Below are 14319 nucleotides of genomic sequence, written 5' to 3'. Positions count from 1 at the left end.
TCACAGCGGGCCGCTGCTGGCATCAGCCGAGCGCCTAGTGGCATCAGCGGCGCCTGGCCTACACCGGTAGGGCCTGGTCTCCATCGGCGGGCCCGCCTGTACCAGCGGGCTCCGGGCCCCCATCAGCGGGGGGCCCGGCCTGTACCAGCGGGGTGCGGCCTGCATCGCGGGGTGCGGCCTACATGGGCGGGGCGCGGCCCACATCGGCGGGGCCCGGCCTGCATCAGCGGGGCCCGGCCTACACCGGCGGGCCCGGCCTGTACCAGAGGGGCTCTGCTACATCGGCGTCGGCATGGGGAACTGCTGGCGTCGGGGCGTGGCTGTTGGCATCAGTGCAGCCCGGCGGGCTGCAGTGTGGGCCATGCCGGCCAAGCGCAGTCTGCTGGCCTCGGTGAGAGGCTGCTGACACCGGGGTTAGCTGATGGCCCGTTCGAACGGGCTCTGCGTTAGCCGCTCGGTGTCTCCGAAATCGGCGTACTCCGCGTACTCAGGCGGCTTCTGGCCCGGGACGCCGATCAGAACCCGGTTACGCGCGTGGACGGCACCGACGAGAAGATCCGCATCGTTCAGCCTGCCGGCGCCGACGACCACCAGCGTGTCGTACTGCGTCGTGACCACCGGTGAGGCGCCGATCGTCTCGGGGGTGCCGCAGACCAGACCGGCCATTTCGAGGAGCAGCTGACCGGAGAGTTCGGTGGCTTCCAGATAACCGGAGAGCTCCTCGATCCGCGCCATCGCCTTGCTCTGGTGTGCCGCGATCGACTCCGTGCCACAGATCTGCCTCACATTCGCCTGGGAACGGGCCTCGGCCTCGGCCGCGGTGTCGATTTCCGCACGGAGGGCTTCGAGCTCTCTTTCCGACTCGGCACGGCGTCGTTCAAGCCCGGTAGCGGCTGCGGCGGCCTGCTGCGCCAACGATTCGGCCCGTGCCTCGGCCTCTTCGGCCGCCGTCACGGCGTCCCGGTGTGCGCGGTACGCGACGGCCAGTTGTTCCTCGGCCTGCCGGGCTACCTGCTGAGCCTGCCGGGCCGCCATGCTCGCCTGCGTGGCGATGTCGACCGACTCCGCCGCCTGGCGCGCCTGCTCCCGGTGTGCGGCGGTGGCGGACTCCCGTTCCGCGGCGAGACGGGCGAGGTCCGCGGTCAGCCGCTCCTGCGCGGCCCGAGCCGCCGCCAGGCCGGAGCCACCCTCCGAGATGAACCTGACCAGGCCCGCGTGATGCGTCACCGCCCGTTCCGCCGCCTCGTGTGCCTGCCGCGCGCGGATGGACGCATTCTCAGCTTCGCGGGTCTGCGTCTTTACGTCGATCCGCAGTTCCTCCAGCTTGGCTGGCGGGGCCGAGACGTGGAGGCGCTGGCCGAGCGTCAGTTTGCGGCGCTGCGCTGCGAGAGCGGACTCTGCCGACTTGAGGCGGTAGTAGCGGGCGTGCCATTCCGCCTCCGCGTCCGTCGCGGCGTTGTTAAGTCGTTCCGCCTCCTCGGTCGCCTGGGGCAACTCCCCCTGCGCCTTGGTCAGCTCCTGGACAAGCGACGCCTCGGCCTGGCGCGCCTCCTGGAGCTCCGTCTGACAGCGGGCGGCCTCCTGATCGAGCGCGACGCAGCGTGCGTACGCCTCGTCGGCGATACGAGTGTGCTCCCCGGCCTCGGCCGCCGCCGCGTCCGCCAGAGCTTGGAGCCGTTCGGCCTCGGCGCGTGGCCCGGCCGTCTCCTCGACCAGCCGTTGCTCCTCGGCGGCGAGCCGGTCACGCTCCTCGTGGACGTCGGCGATGGCCTGCTCCGCGAGCGTGGCCTCCGTACGAAGATCGTTGAGCTCCTGCTCCAAGCGTTCCAGCTCGGCCTTCACCTCTTGACCGAGCCGTTCGTACGCCGCCTTGACCTTGTTGAGAACCTCGGCGTCACGCGGCCACTGCTCAAGCCAGAGAAGCTCCCGCTGAAGCTGTTTGGCTTCGGCTCGCCAAGCTTTGCGCCAGGCCTCCCCGGCCGCCTTGACCACGGCACCCGGGATGATCCCAGCCGGTGCGGGCTCAGCCTCCGGGTTCGTCGGCGGCTCGACGTCGATGACCGTACCGACATTCGCCTGAACAGGCGCGGCCTCGTCGACCTCCAGCACGAACACCACGTCGCCGACGGCCTGCGCGACCCGATCGGCCAACTCAACGGTCGGCGCGAGGAGCAAGACCTTCGCGCCGCCTTCCAAGACGGCCTCCCGTGCCGCCGCCACCTCGGCCTCGTCGTCACCGACCTCGATCAGACGCGTGTGCTCTCCTGCCTGGCCTTCTAGGAGGAACCGAGCCAGTTCCTCCCAGTCCCCGCTGACCCGCGCCTCCCGGAACGAACGCATCGCCTCAAGATGCGCCACCCATCCGACCGGCCTGCCCCCGCGTGTCGACCTCTCCCGAAGCCGACCCTCCAACTCCTCATAAACCCCGATCAGGGGCACGTACACCTCATCGACCAACTCCTCCAGCGGCCCCTCGGCAGCCGAAAACGCCAGAGTCGAATCCCCACCCTCACCAAGCGCACCGGTGTCGGAGACGTCTTTGCTTGGCTCGCTCGCTATGGGGATGTCTGCCCCAGGCGTGCCCGCGTCAGACTCGCTCAAGCTGGAGGCGTCCGCGCCAGGTGTATCCGCGGCGGACTCGTCCGTGCTGGGGCTGTCTGTGTCGGTCTCCTCCGCGCTTGGGATGTCCGCATAAGGGATGTCCTCGCCTGGCACGTCAGCGCTGGTGTCGCCTGCCTCGGGGTCGCTCGTGCTGGGACCGGCCATGCTGGTGTCTGGCGTAGTCGCGGGGGCGGTTACGTCCGGCTCGTCTGCGTTAGGTCCACTCGCGTCGTCGGGGGCGCTTGCGCTGGGCTCAGGCGTGGGCAGAGCGGGGTCGGGCTCTTCCGTGCTGGCGATGGGCTGGCCTGGGACGTGTTCGCCTGTGCCCTGTTCGCCTGCCTCGGGGGCGCTCGCGCTGGGACCGGCCATGCTTGCGCCGGACGCGCTGGGCTTGGCTGTGTATGGCTCCGGGGGACTGGGCTCGCCGGGGACGGGCAGGTCCGCGGCAGGGCCGGGCGCGCTGGAGTTGGGGTCGTCGGTGCTCGCCTCAGGCGAGGGTGGCTCGTTCGCTCCCGAGGCGTGGGTGCTGGGCAGGCTGGTGCCTGGCGTAGCTGCGGGGGTGCTTACGTCCGGATCTTCTATGTTTTGTTCGCTTGCGCCCGGTTCGGTCGCGCTTGCGATGCGGAAGTCTGGGTCCGCTTCGGGCTCACCCGTGTCTGGCTCGGCCGGGCTGGGTTCGCTTGCGCCGGACATGCTCGGCTCTTCAGGGGCGCTTGCGCCGGGCGTGGCTGGCTTCCCTGTGGGGTTGTCTTGTTCGCCCAGGGCGGGGAGCGGCTTGGTCTTGTCCAGCGGGGATGGTGGGAGCACCAGGTCGACTGTGTCCGCTCGGCCTGAACGGGCAGTCAGTTTCGGCCGAGGCTCGTTCGTCGGCTCTGTCTGGGGCTCGTCGCCCGTGTCTCCCGGATGTTGCACCGCGGCCATCCCCGTTCTTGTTCGGCTCGTGGCCGTCGTCTCCATTCCTACCCAGGACTAACGTCTCACAGGTCATGGATCATCGGTGTCCGGCCAGGGCGGCATGGTGATCTATGCCATCGAGGGGCTGGGGGTCGGGGTGCACGAGCGCGGCTGACAGGCGGGGCAGGGCGTGCATGAGGGTGTGTTCGGCCTCCACGGCCACCTGGTGGGCCTCCACGAGAGTTGAACGGGGGTCGACCTCGCGGGCGGCTTGGCGTAGGACCAGGAGGATCGCCGCTGTGATGAGGAGGCCGGTGATCGGGTCTGCCCACGTCCAGCCCAGGGCCATGCCGCCGGCGCTCAGGAGCACGGCCAGTGAGGTGAAGCCGTCGGTACGGGCGTGGAGGCCGTCGGCGACCAGGGCCGCTGAGCCGATCTTGCGGCCGACCCGGATGCGGTAGCGGGCGACCAGGTCGTTGCCGGTGAACCCGATCAGGGCGGCGGCGGTCGCTTCGCCAGGAGGAACGCGACGGCGAGGGGCAAGGCCGTCAGCGCGTCCGCCGCGTTGTGGAGCGTGTCGCCCAGGAGCTCGACGGAGCCGGACAGGGCCACCACCACGGCTTGGATGACCGTGGTGGCGCCCAGACCGGCAAACGAGATCCACAGGGCCCGCATGCCCTCGGCGCTGGGTTCCATGGCCGGACGCTGCGAGTGCGTCCATCTCATAGGGCCACGATGGCGCAAGGATCGACTTGCAGCATCTCGACAAAAGCGCTGCTCAGGCAGTCGCCAGCGATGTGCTAGTGCGGATTGGTGGCGAGGAGCTCCGCGAGCAGGTCGTCGAGGGTGACGATGCCGGCGAAGTCGCCGGTCGCGTCGGTGACCACTGCGAGCTGCGCGCGGGCTCGGCGGAGGCGGGTGACCGCGTCCAGCACGGTGGTGCCCGGGGTGAGCGCTGGGGCCGGTGTGGCCAGCTCCAGCGCCCGGCGGTCACTGCTGATGGCGGCGCGGACGTGCACGATGCCGACCACCCCGCCGTTCGCGTCGCGGACCACCAGGCGGCTGTGCCCGCGTGCGGTCGCCGTCCGGCGGACCTGGGCCGCGGTGGCGTCGGCGTCGATCGTCGTCACCGAGCTGGCCGGGACGACGAGATGATCGACCGTTATCTCGCGTGCCGAAATGGCCCGCCGGAGCAGCTCGTGGTCGTGCCGCCCGATCAGGCCGAGGCGGCGGGACTCGCCCAGGAGGTGGTTGAGCCCCTGCGCGTCGGCGTGGCTGTCCAGCTCGTCGCGCGGCGTGACCCCCACGAGCCGGAGCAGACCGTTCGTCATGGTGTTGAGCGCGGACAACACGGGCCGGGAGATCTTGGCGAACGCCCGGAACGGCAGGGCCAGGATCAACGCCGAACGTTCGGGGTGTGTGATGGCCCACGACTTGGGCGCCATCTCCCCGACGACCATGTGCAGGAACGTGATCACGGCGAGCGCGGTGGTCAGCGCGACGGCCTTGGTGCCCGCCTCCGGCATGCCGATGGCGTGCAGGGGCGGTTCGAGGAGGTGCTCGAAGGCCGGTTCGGTGACGATGGCCAGGCCGAGCGAGCACATGGTGATGCCGAACTGCGCGCCCGCCAGCATCAGGGACAGCTCCTTGACCCCGGCGACCGCGGCCAGCGCGGGCCTGCTGCCGCGCGCAGCCGCCCGTTCGAGCTGCGGGCGGTTGGCCGCCACCAGCGCGAACTCGGCCGCGACGAAGAAGCCGTTGCCGACGAGCAGCAGCACCGTCACCAGCAGCGTGGTCATCGGGTCCATGAGACCTCCTGGCCTGCGGCGACGGACACGACGGCGGGCTCTGGGACCGCACCGGCGGGGGAGTCGCAGGTGGGCAGCTCGGGGGAGTCGCCGGTCGCGATGGCGCGCAGGCGGACCTGGCTGGCGACCCGGCGGGCGAGGCTGACCACTTCCAGCTCGACCTGGCCCGGCTCGCCGGAGCCGGGGTCGAAGCCGACGATCAGCCGGTCGCCCGGTGCCGGAAGGCGGCGGAGCTCGGCCATGACGAGTCCCGCGAGGGTGTCGTACGCGTCGCTCTCGGGGAGGGGCAGCCGGGTCATGCGGCTGACCTCGTCGATCCGCAGGCTCGCGTCCAGCAGCCAGGAGCCGTCGGCCTCGGTGCACGGCACGGCGTCGCGGGCGTCGACCTCGTCGGTGATCTCGCCGACGAGCTCCTCGGCGATGTCCTCGAACGTGAGGATCCCGGCCAGGCCGCCGTACTCGTCGACCACGCATGCGAACTCCTCGCCGGAGTCGCGCATCTGCTCGATCACCCCGTACAGCGGCTGGCTGCCGGGCACCAGCAGCGCGGGCCGCGCGAACCCGCGGACCGGGGAGTCCTGGTCCAGGGTGTCGTCGGCGACCTCCCGGACCCCGGCGACGCCGATGACGTCGTCGACCTCCTGGCCGTACACCGGGTACGTGGTGTGGCCGGTCTCGCGGATCAGCGCCACCAGGTCGCGGACCGCCGCGTCGCCGTGGACCGTGCGGACCTGCGGCCGCGGCACCATCACCGCGTCGGCCGTCAGGTCGCCGAACGACAGCGCGCGTTCCAGCAGGCCCGACAGGTCGGCGGGCAGGTGGCCGGCGTTGTGGGAACGGCCGATGATCTCGCCGAGGTCCTCCAGGGTGGCGCCGTTGTGGAGCTCCTCGACCGGCTCGACGCCGACCGCCCGCAGCAGCCGTTCGGCCGAACGGTCGAACAGCCGGATCACCGGGCCGGCCACCGCCAGGTAGATCAGGGTGGACGGCGCGAGGACGCGGGCGAGCCACTCAGCCCGCGCCAGCGCCAAGTTCTTGGGGAACAGCTCGCCCAGGACCATCTGGATCAGGGTGGCGAGCACGAAGCCGGTGGCGAGCGCGATCGCACCCGTCGCACCGACAGGCACGCCGGCCACGTCGAGGAGGGGTTCGATCAGCTCGGCCAGCGCGGGTTTGGCGATGAAGCCGACGACGAGCGTGGTCATCGTGATGCCGAGCTGGGCGCCCGACAACATGAACGACAGCCGGCCGATCACCTTGAGCGCCCGGTGCGAAGCGGTGTCGCCCTGCTCGGCGGCCTGAGCCAGCCGTGAGCGGTCGGCGGCGACGAAGGCGAATTCCTGGGCCACGAAATATCCGGTCGCCGCCGTAAGAAGGACGACGGCGAGCACGCCGAGTGCCGCGGTCAGCATGGGGCACCGGGTCTATGACTAGGGTCCGGCACTGCGGACTCTCAACTCCTCTCGATCGACAACTTTCATCTGGGGCAACGTCACCTCACACCAGGACGTTCCCAGAGCACAAGGGTCCCCCGCGTGATCATCGCCTCATGTCGCACTCCGAAGCCCCTGGTCAGGCGGAACGGACCGGTTCGACGACCCTCAGTTCACCCCCGATCACACCGATCGGACGCCCACCCGCCCCCTCAACATCCACGCGCCAGATCTCATCCGCCCGCCCCCTCAACGTCCGCCCGCACGCCTTGTTGCTTCGCCCGTACGTCCACCTCGGGTGGCCTGGCTGACATTGCGGTTCTTGAGGCAGGTGGTACCCGGTTTGCTTGCGGGGGTGGGTGGCCGATGGTGGCCGTGTGCGGGGATGTGATCGTCCTGGGCATGGTCGATCGGCGGTCTTGTCGGGGAAAGTGTCACCGATCACACTGTTCACAGGGCGTACGTCTGATTCTGGGATGGATCGCGACTCCCGGCAGTTCGGCCATGTCCATGGTGGGCGACCGGGATGGGCCGCGACGGACACGGGGTGACGGCTGCGGGGACATGGGAAGAGCGAACACGGGGCCAAGGTGAGTGAGAGCGGGGCCGGGGCGGCCGCGCCCATGAGTCGGGAGGGGATCGAGCACGCCCTGGACGGCCTCCGCGAGGAGAAGGACCGGATCTTGGCCGCTTTGCTCGCCGTGGACGACCATCACGGGTACCGGCTGCTCACGGGTGCCCGGCTGGCGGGCGAGACCTGGCACCGGTGGGCCGGGGCGCGCGACCGGCTCGCGTTGTTGTGGCAGCTCTTCGATGAGTACAGCCGGACGCTCGAAACCGCGGCGGCGCTCCATGCCCGGCTCGGCCGCCGGCCCGATCATGACTCCCTGGTCGAGCTGACCCGGTTGCTGTCCGGTCCCTCGGTCGAGCTTCCCGGCGAGATCCCCTTGGAGAAGCGCACGCTCCTCGGTCCAGAAAAAGAACGGCTCACGCTCGACGAGACGGTCACTTTGATGGCCGACGCCTACGACAAGGCCGCCGGCGTGATCGCAGCCGCTGACGCCGCATGGTCGGCGCTGCTCGTACCGCTGGAGGAGGCCGAGGAGAGCTGGCGCGACACCGCGCGCCTCGTCCAGTCGCTGGAGGACGTCCGGCACGTCGAGCTCGACCGGCTGGGGCGGGAGCTGACGGCTCTCGGCCGCCTCGTGCGCACCGATCCGCTGTCGCTGGTACGCGATGGGCAGGCCGACACCGGGCGGCTCGACCGGGTACGCGAGGGGCTTGACGCGCTGCGAGCCGGGTTGGCGAACGTGGCGCGGATCCGCGATGGGTACGAGGCGCACGCCGCCCGGCTCGAAGAGGCGATCACGCACGTCGAGGCGGCCGAACGGGACGCGCGCGAGGCCCGGCGGACCGCCCTGCTCAAGATCGAGGGCGCGGTGCTTCCGGAGCCTCCGGAGACCGGCGCCGCCCTGCGTGACCGCCTGGCGGCCCTTGACGCCCTCCGAGAGTCCTGCCGCTGGATCGAGCTCGCCGAACGCGCCGGCGAGCTCGATCGTGCTGCGGGCGCGGCATTGGAACAGGCTCGGGACGGCCTGCGTCTGAGTACCGGACTGCTCGACCGGCGAGGCGAGCTTCGGGGACGGCTGGAGGCCTACCGGGCCAAGGCCGCGCGGCTCGGTTTCGCCGAGGACGAGTTGCTCACGCGACTGTACGGGGAGGCCCGCGAACTTCTTTGGACGGCGCCCTGCGACCTGCGGCGGGCGACCACCGCGGTGGCGGAATACCAGCGGGCGATCAAGGCGTGCGAGAGCGAAACGCGGAGGGCCTGATGACCACGACGCCATGTAACCAGCCCGGTTGCAGCGGGACGGTAGGCGAGGACGGCTTCTGCGACGTCTGCGGGATGGCCCCCCTGCCGACGCCACCGCCCGCGAACCCCTCCGAAGTTCCCACGCCGTCGGTGGCCCATGCCCCCACGATGGCGGCCGCACCCAAGCCGTATTCGGTGGCGGCGGGCTCGGTGATCCCCGACTGGTCATCGCCGGATCCCAGTGGCTCCTCGGGCAGCAGCGCCTCCGGCTCCTCCGGCTCGTCTGGCTCCTCTGGGCGGACGGGGGCGTCCTGGGCGACGCGGAGCACCGGATCCAGCGGCTCGTCCAGGCGCGGCATGCTCGGAGCCGGGCTGGTCGAGGTGCCGCCCGTCCCGTACCGGGACCCGGCCTCGGCGGTCATGGACAACCCGGAGGTGCCGGAGAGCCGCCGCTTCTGCAGCCGCTGCGACGAGCCGGTCGGCCGTGGCCGCGACGGGCGTCCCGGCCGTACGGAGGGCTTCTGCCGGAGTTGCGGCCATCCGTTCTCGTTCACGCCCAAGCTCCAGAAGGGCGAGCTGATCGGCGGGCAGTACGAGGTGCTCGGCTGCCTCGCGCACGGCGGCCTCGGCTGGATCTACCTCGCCCGCGACCACAACGTCAGTGCCCGCTGGGTGGTGCTCAAGGGCCTGCTCGACACCGGCGACGCCGATTCGCTGGCCGCCGCCACCGCCGAACGCGCCTTTCTCGCCGAGGTCGAGCACCCCAACATCGTCAAGATCTACAACTTCGTGCAGCACGGTGGCACCGGCTACATCGTCATGGAGTACGTGGGCGGCCAGTCGCTCAAGGACATCCTGGTCCGCCGCCGCCACGAGGAGGGCGAGGACGCGGCGCTCCCCCTCGGCCAGGTCATCGCGTACGGCCTGGAGGTGCTGCGGGCGCTCGGTTACCTGCACGGTGTGGGGCTGCTCTACTGCGACTTCAAGCCGGACAACGCCATCCAGTCCGAAGAGCAGCTCAAGCTGATCGACCTGGGCGGTGTCCGCCGCGCGTTCGACGTCAACAGCCCGATCTTCGGCACGCCCGGCTACCAGGCTCCGGAGATCGCCGACCGGGGTCCCTCGGTCACCTCCGACCTCTACACGGTCGGGCGCACTCTGGCGGTCCTCAGCTTCCCCTTCCGCGGCTACACCGGCCGTCACCTGCGCAGCCTGCCGCCCCGTCACGAAGTACCGATCTTCCAACGGCACGAGTCGTTCCACCGTCTCCTCCGCCGGGCGACCCACCCCGATCCCGCCGGTCGCTTCCAGAGCGCCGCGGAGATGGCCGAGCAGCTCACCGGTGTCCTCCGCGAAGTCCTCGCCACCGAGGACGGACAGCCTCGCCCGGCCCCCTCGTCGGTCTTCGGCCCCGAACAGTCGGTGGCCGGCACGGAGATCATCGACTCGATGGCCGCCGACTCGTTCTCCCTCGAACTCCCCGGAGACGCCCGATCCGCCGTGGCCGCAACGGCCGCCGGCACTCCGGCGGGCCAAGGATCACAGGGCCTCAAAGAACCACAGGCCCCCAAAGGACCACAAGCCCCCAAAGGACCACAGGGGCTCAACGGAGCCGGACGGGTGCTGGCGCCTCTGGATCCGAGGGCGGCGGCTGCGGCGTTGCCCGTGCCGCTCGTCGACAGCGCGGACCCGGCGGCCGGCTTCCTGACGGGCCTGACCGCGCGCGATCCCGCCGAGCTGGCGGCCGCGCTGGCCACCCCGTCCGTGCCATCGCTGGAGGTCACGCTGGCGCTGGCCCGGGTACGGATCGAGCTCGGCGAACTCGACGACGCCACCCGCATGCTCGATGGCATCGCCGACGACAATCCCGACGACTGGCGAGTGGACTGGTACCGCGGCGTCGGTGCCCTGGCCGGGCGGCGGTTCGACGAGGCGATCAGGACGTTCAACCGTCTGTACGACCTGATGCCGGGGGAGACGGCACCCAAGCTCGCCCTCGCGTTCGCCAACGAGTGCAAGGCCGCCGCTGAGACGGCCGGCCACTACTACGAGCTCGTCTGGCGTACGGATCCCACGTACGTGAGCGCCGCGTTCGGGCTGGCCCGCGTACGGCTCGCCGCCGGCGACCGGGCCGGGGCCGAGCAGGTGCTCGACTCGGTTCCGCCGATTTCGAGCCACTACCTGACTGCTCAGCTCGCCGCTGTCGCGACCGCGGTGCGCGGCAGGGGAACGAGTGAGCTCGGCGGCGACGAATTGGTGGAGGCCGGGCGGCGGCTGGAGACGCTGCGGCTGGACACCGAGCGTTACGCGAGATTCGCCGCCGAGGTGCTGGAGGCGGGCCTCGGCTGGGTGCGGGCCGGCAAGGGCCGGGCGGGCATGAACCAGACGGAGTTGCTCGGGGCCCCGCTTGCAGAGGCCACGCTGCGCCAGAAGCTGGAGGCGACGTACCGCCTGCTGGCCAAGTTGGCCGAGGGGCACGACGACCGCCACGAGCTAGTCAAACGGGCCAATTCTGTACGGCCGAGGACGCTGTTCTGAGATGAGTGCGGGCACCGGGCGACCCGAAGGCGGCGATGAGAGCCGCGCAGCGCATGCGCGCGCCTCGCAGGCGGATGCGTCGCGGACACGTGCCTCGCAGGCAGCTGCGTCGCGGGCGGGTGCGTCGCAGGCGCGCGCAGCCGGTGCCGTCTGCCAGGACTGCGGCGAGCGACTGAACGTGGGCGACCGGTTCTGCGAGGCCTGCGGGCGGCCGAGTGATCTCGTGGTCGCGGGTGCCGGGCGCAGGAGGCCAGCCGTGGGCGGCGCCAAGCAGACCTGCGCGGACTGCGGCGCCGCGGCGGTCGACGCGGACGGTTACTGCGGCGGTTGCGGGCTGCGCCAGCCCAGCGACCGCGAGCGCATCGAGCTCACCGTCGCCCGGGACGGGACGGTCACGCCCCATCCGACCCCCGACGGCTCGGCTGCCGGGATCAGTGACCGTGGCCTGCGGCGGAGCCGGAACGAGGATGCCATCGCCCTCGCCTGCCTGGCACTCCCCCAGCCCGTTCCGGCATCAGGCGGACGGCTGGCGGCGCGAGGTTCGATGCCGCAGGACAGAACGCCCACCGAACGGCTCGTCTGCGCGGTCGTGTGCGACGGCGTGGCGTCCGCGCCGGGCTCCGAGGAGGCGGCGCAGATCGCCGCCGACACCGGCATCGCCACGCTCGTCCGGCGGTTGTCCCTGGGCGCGGATCCGGAGAACGCGACGCGCGCGGCCCTGACCCGATCCGCCCGCGCGGTGGCTGGGCTCCCGGGCTCCGATCAGAATTCCCCTGCTTGCACGTACGTCTCGCTCGTCGTCGGGGCGGACACCGTCACCGTCGGCTGGGTCGGTGACAGCCGCGCCTACTGGCTGACAAACGAAGCGAGCACCACACGCAATGGAAACGGCGTGAGCAGGCGAAGCACACCGGACGGCACACCGAGCGGCACGTCCAAAGGGACCTCTAACAGCACGTCGAACGGCACCTCAGACGGCACGTTGAACGGATCGACTCCCGCGCGCCCGCCCACATTGCTCACGTTGGACGACTCATGGGCCGTCCAGATGGTGGCGCGTGGCGAACTGACCGAGGACGTCGCGTTCGCCGACCCGCGGGCGCCCCTCCTGACCGGCTGGCTGGGAGCCGACGTGGCGTCGGTCGAGCCGCACGTCACGACCTTCGAGCCGGGCGGGCCCGGCCTGGTCGTGGCCTGCAGCGACGGGCTGTGGAACCACCTTCCCGAGCCGGACGCGCTCGCGGCCACCGCGTTGGGGGAGACGGGCGGGGATCCCCTCGGGGCCGCGCGGCGGCTCGTTCAGGCGGCGCTGGACGCTGGCGGGCACGACAACGTCACGGTCGCGCTGATCTCGTACCCGCCGACCTCCGGACACCGACCACCGAGGCCGCCGACCGAACCTCCCAGGGAGCCCCTCACATGAGCGACCTTCCCGAGTTCACGATCAAAGTCGACCAGAATCCCTACCTCCCGGACGGCGGCCGGGAGATGCACGCCGTCGTGACCGTCGAGGCCACCGGCGCCGCGCCCGGCCTGCCCCGGCCGTCCACCGCCGAGGCCGCGGAGATCATCATCATCGACACCTCGGGGTCCATGTCGTACTCCGGGAAGATGGCCGCCGCCAAGCGTGCGGCCAAGGCGGCCCTGAACGTGCTCCGCGACGGCGTGCACTTCGCCGTCGTCGCCGGGGCCAACCAGCCGCGCATGATCTATCCCTTGGGTGAACGTCTCGTGCGGGTGACCGACAAGACCAGGCACGACGCGCAGGCCGCGGTGGCCAAGCTGGACGCGGCCGGGGGCACGGCGATCGGGACCTGGTTGAGGATGGCGGACCGGCTCTTCGCCGAGCACCGGTCCGCGATCCGGCACGCGATCCTCCTCACCGACGGCAAGAACCAGCACGAGTCGGCAGAGGAGCTCGACGCGGCGCTGGGGCATTGCGCGGGCAGCTTCGTCTGCGACGCGCGCGGCGTGGGAACGGACTGGGAGGTCGCCGAGCTCCGCAAGATCGCGTCGGCGTTGCTGGGGACCTTCCTGGACGTGCCCGACCCCAAGGATCTGGAACGCGACTTCCTGGAGATGACCCAGGCGGCGATGGGCAAGGAGGTCGCCGACGTCATGTTGCGGGTGTGGACGCCGCAGTTCGCCCGCCTGCGGTTCCTCAAGCAGATGACCCCGACAGTCGAGGACCTGACCGAACGGCATCGGCAGTCCGGGAAGCAGACGGCGGACTATCCGATCGGGGCGTGGGGCACCGAGGACCGCGAATACCACCTGTGCGTCGAGGTGGAACCCGGGGACGTGGGACGGCAGATGCGCGCGGCCTGGGTGAAGCTCGTCGTTCCGGCCGGTGGCGCGGCGCAGGAGGAGCAGGTGCTCGCGTCCGGCAACGTGCTGGCCGAATGGACCGACGACGAGGCCAAATCGACCCGCATCAACGGCCGCGTGGCGATTCACACCGGCCAGTCGGAGCTCGCCGACGCGATCCAGGAAGGCCTCGAGGCCCGCCGCACGGGTGACGAGGAGACGGCGACCGCCCGGCTCGGGCGCGCGGTGGTGCTGGCCAACCGGGTCGGGAACGACCAGATCGCCGGGCTGCTCGACCGCGTGGTCGACGTCATCGACCAGGAGTCCGGGACCGTGCGCCTCAAGAAGGACGTGTCCAAGGCCGACGAGATGTCGCTCGACACACGTTCGGTCAGAACGGTGCGGACCCGCCAGGGCGATACCGCGACGGGCGAGCAGCGGGGCGGAGGCTGACCACGATGCCGGTCTGTCCACGCGGACACAACTCGGACGCCGACGACTACTGCGACGTCTGCGGCGACCTGATGTCGGCCGCGCCTCCTGCCGCCGGGACCGCGTCCGGTGTCGCCGGTGAAGCGGAGTGCCCGCACTGCGGCACGCCTCGCAACGGCCGGTTCTGCGAGGTGGACGGGTACGACTTCGAGCACAAGGCGCTCCCGCGCACAGCCCTGCCGGAGTCTGGGGCGACTGGCCAGACCACTCAGCTACTGCAAGATCCGTTGGCTTCTTTCACGCCGCCTCCCCCGCCACTCCAGCCCCAATCGCCACCACCTTCGTCACCTTCACCGCCGCCGGTGTCTCCAACCCCTCCGCCGACGCCTCCGCCTCCGCCTCCGCCGATCCAGCAGAAGGCCAGCCAGCGCGAGTCCGGTGCGCAATCTGAGCCCCTTGCGCAGCCTGAGCCCGGTGCGCAACCCAGGCCCGG

General features: G+C 71.1%; 10 protein-coding genes. 4 read left to right on the top strand and 6 right to left on the bottom strand.

The genetic code is table 11. The features are described from left to right. Nucleotides 1–414: 414 nt before the first annotated feature. The 5 genes from F8566_RS17465 to F8566_RS17450 all read right to left on the bottom strand — a co-directional run bounded on the left by F8566_RS17465 (nucleotide 415) and on the right by F8566_RS17450 (nucleotide 6715). Nucleotides 415–2340 (bottom strand): coiled-coil domain-containing protein, encoded by a 1926-nt coding sequence (locus F8566_RS17465; protein WP_151561291.1) that lies wholly within the window; start codon nucleotides 2338–2340, stop codon nucleotides 415–417. Between the two features lie 1252 nt (nucleotides 2341–3592). Beyond that, a complete protein-coding gene (locus F8566_RS51245; protein WP_264159331.1) occupies nucleotides 3593–3988 on the bottom strand; it encodes a cation diffusion facilitator family transporter in 396 nt (131 codons plus the stop codon). Further along, a complete protein-coding gene (locus F8566_RS51240; protein ID WP_225993279.1) occupies nucleotides 3988–4221 on the bottom strand; it encodes a cation transporter in 234 nt (77 codons plus the stop codon). The genes F8566_RS51245 and F8566_RS51240 overlap by 1 nt, the downstream gene beginning before the upstream one ends. A 74-nt stretch (nucleotides 4222–4295) precedes the next feature. After that, nucleotides 4296–5303 carry a hemolysin family protein gene (locus F8566_RS17455; RefSeq protein WP_151561290.1) on the bottom strand — a complete coding sequence of 336 codons (1008 nt, stop codon included), beginning with the start codon at nucleotides 5301–5303 and terminating at the stop codon, nucleotides 4296–4298. Beyond that, complete coding sequence (locus F8566_RS17450) at nucleotides 5291–6715, bottom strand: hemolysin family protein (RefSeq protein ID WP_151561289.1); 1425 nt, start codon at nucleotides 6713–6715, stop codon at nucleotides 5291–5293. The genes F8566_RS17455 and F8566_RS17450 overlap by 13 nt, the downstream gene beginning before the upstream one ends. A gap of 644 nt (nucleotides 6716–7359) precedes the next feature. Here F8566_RS17450 and F8566_RS17445 point away from each other — a divergent pair. Further along, nucleotides 7360–8568, top strand: coding sequence for a hypothetical protein (locus tag F8566_RS17445; RefSeq protein ID WP_225993265.1), 1209 nt, complete (start codon nucleotides 7360–7362; stop codon nucleotides 8566–8568). Here F8566_RS17445 and F8566_RS52955 read toward each other — a convergent pair. Next, a complete protein-coding gene (locus tag F8566_RS52955; RefSeq protein ID WP_404800313.1) occupies nucleotides 8534–8908 on the bottom strand; it encodes a hypothetical protein in 375 nt (124 codons plus the stop codon). The genes F8566_RS17445 and F8566_RS52955 overlap by 35 nt on opposite strands. Between F8566_RS52955 and F8566_RS17440 the strand changes: the two genes are divergently transcribed. The 3 genes from F8566_RS17440 (at nucleotide 8907) to F8566_RS17430 (ending at nucleotide 13847) form a co-directional block, all read left to right on the top strand. Beyond that, nucleotides 8907–11087: a serine/threonine-protein kinase gene (locus F8566_RS17440; RefSeq protein WP_404800312.1), complete on the top strand. Its 2181-nt coding sequence runs from the start codon at nucleotides 8907–8909 to the stop codon at nucleotides 11085–11087. The two genes, F8566_RS52955 and F8566_RS17440, sit on opposite strands and share 2 nt — an antisense overlap. Before the next feature lie 256 nt (nucleotides 11088–11343). Continuing rightward, nucleotides 11344–12510 (top strand): PP2C family protein-serine/threonine phosphatase, encoded by a 1167-nt coding sequence (locus tag F8566_RS17435; protein WP_404800311.1) that lies wholly within the window; start codon nucleotides 11344–11346, stop codon nucleotides 12508–12510. Further along, nucleotides 12507–13847, top strand: coding sequence for a VWA domain-containing protein (locus F8566_RS17430; RefSeq protein ID WP_151561285.1), 1341 nt, complete (start codon nucleotides 12507–12509; stop codon nucleotides 13845–13847). The genes F8566_RS17435 and F8566_RS17430 overlap by 4 nt, the downstream gene beginning before the upstream one ends. The last annotated feature ends 472 nt before the right edge of the window (nucleotides 13848–14319 follow it).

The organism is Actinomadura rudentiformis (genome assembly GCF_008923185.1).
Lineage (GTDB): Bacteria > Actinomycetota > Actinomycetes > Streptosporangiales > Streptosporangiaceae > Spirillospora > Spirillospora rudentiformis.
Note: the sequence above shows the minus strand (reverse complement) of the source record. Positions and strands in the feature narration are given on the sequence as shown.

Coding starts and splice junctions, on each gene's coding strand:
- F8566_RS51240 (WP_225993279.1), bottom strand. CDS start 4,221: ATGAGATGGACGCACTCGCAGCGTCCGGCCATGGAACCCAGCGCCGAG.
- F8566_RS17455 (WP_151561290.1), bottom strand. CDS start 5,303: ATGGACCCGATGACCACGCTGCTGGTGACGGTGCTGCTGCTCGTCGGC.
- F8566_RS17445 (WP_225993265.1), top strand. CDS start 7,360: ATGAGTCGGGAGGGGATCGAGCACGCCCTGGACGGCCTCCGCGAGGAG.
- F8566_RS17450 (WP_151561289.1), bottom strand. CDS start 6,715: ATGCTGACCGCGGCACTCGGCGTGCTCGCCGTCGTCCTTCTTACGGCG.
- F8566_RS17430 (WP_151561285.1), top strand. CDS start 12,507: ATGAGCGACCTTCCCGAGTTCACGATCAAAGTCGACCAGAATCCCTAC.
- F8566_RS17465 (WP_151561291.1), bottom strand. CDS start 2,340: ATGCGTTCGTTCCGGGAGGCGCGGGTCAGCGGGGACTGGGAGGAACTG.
- F8566_RS17440 (WP_404800312.1), top strand. CDS start 8,907: ATGCTCGGAGCCGGGCTGGTCGAGGTGCCGCCCGTCCCGTACCGGGAC.
- F8566_RS52955 (WP_404800313.1), bottom strand. CDS start 8,908: ATGCCGCGCCTGGACGAGCCGCTGGATCCGGTGCTCCGCGTCGCCCAG.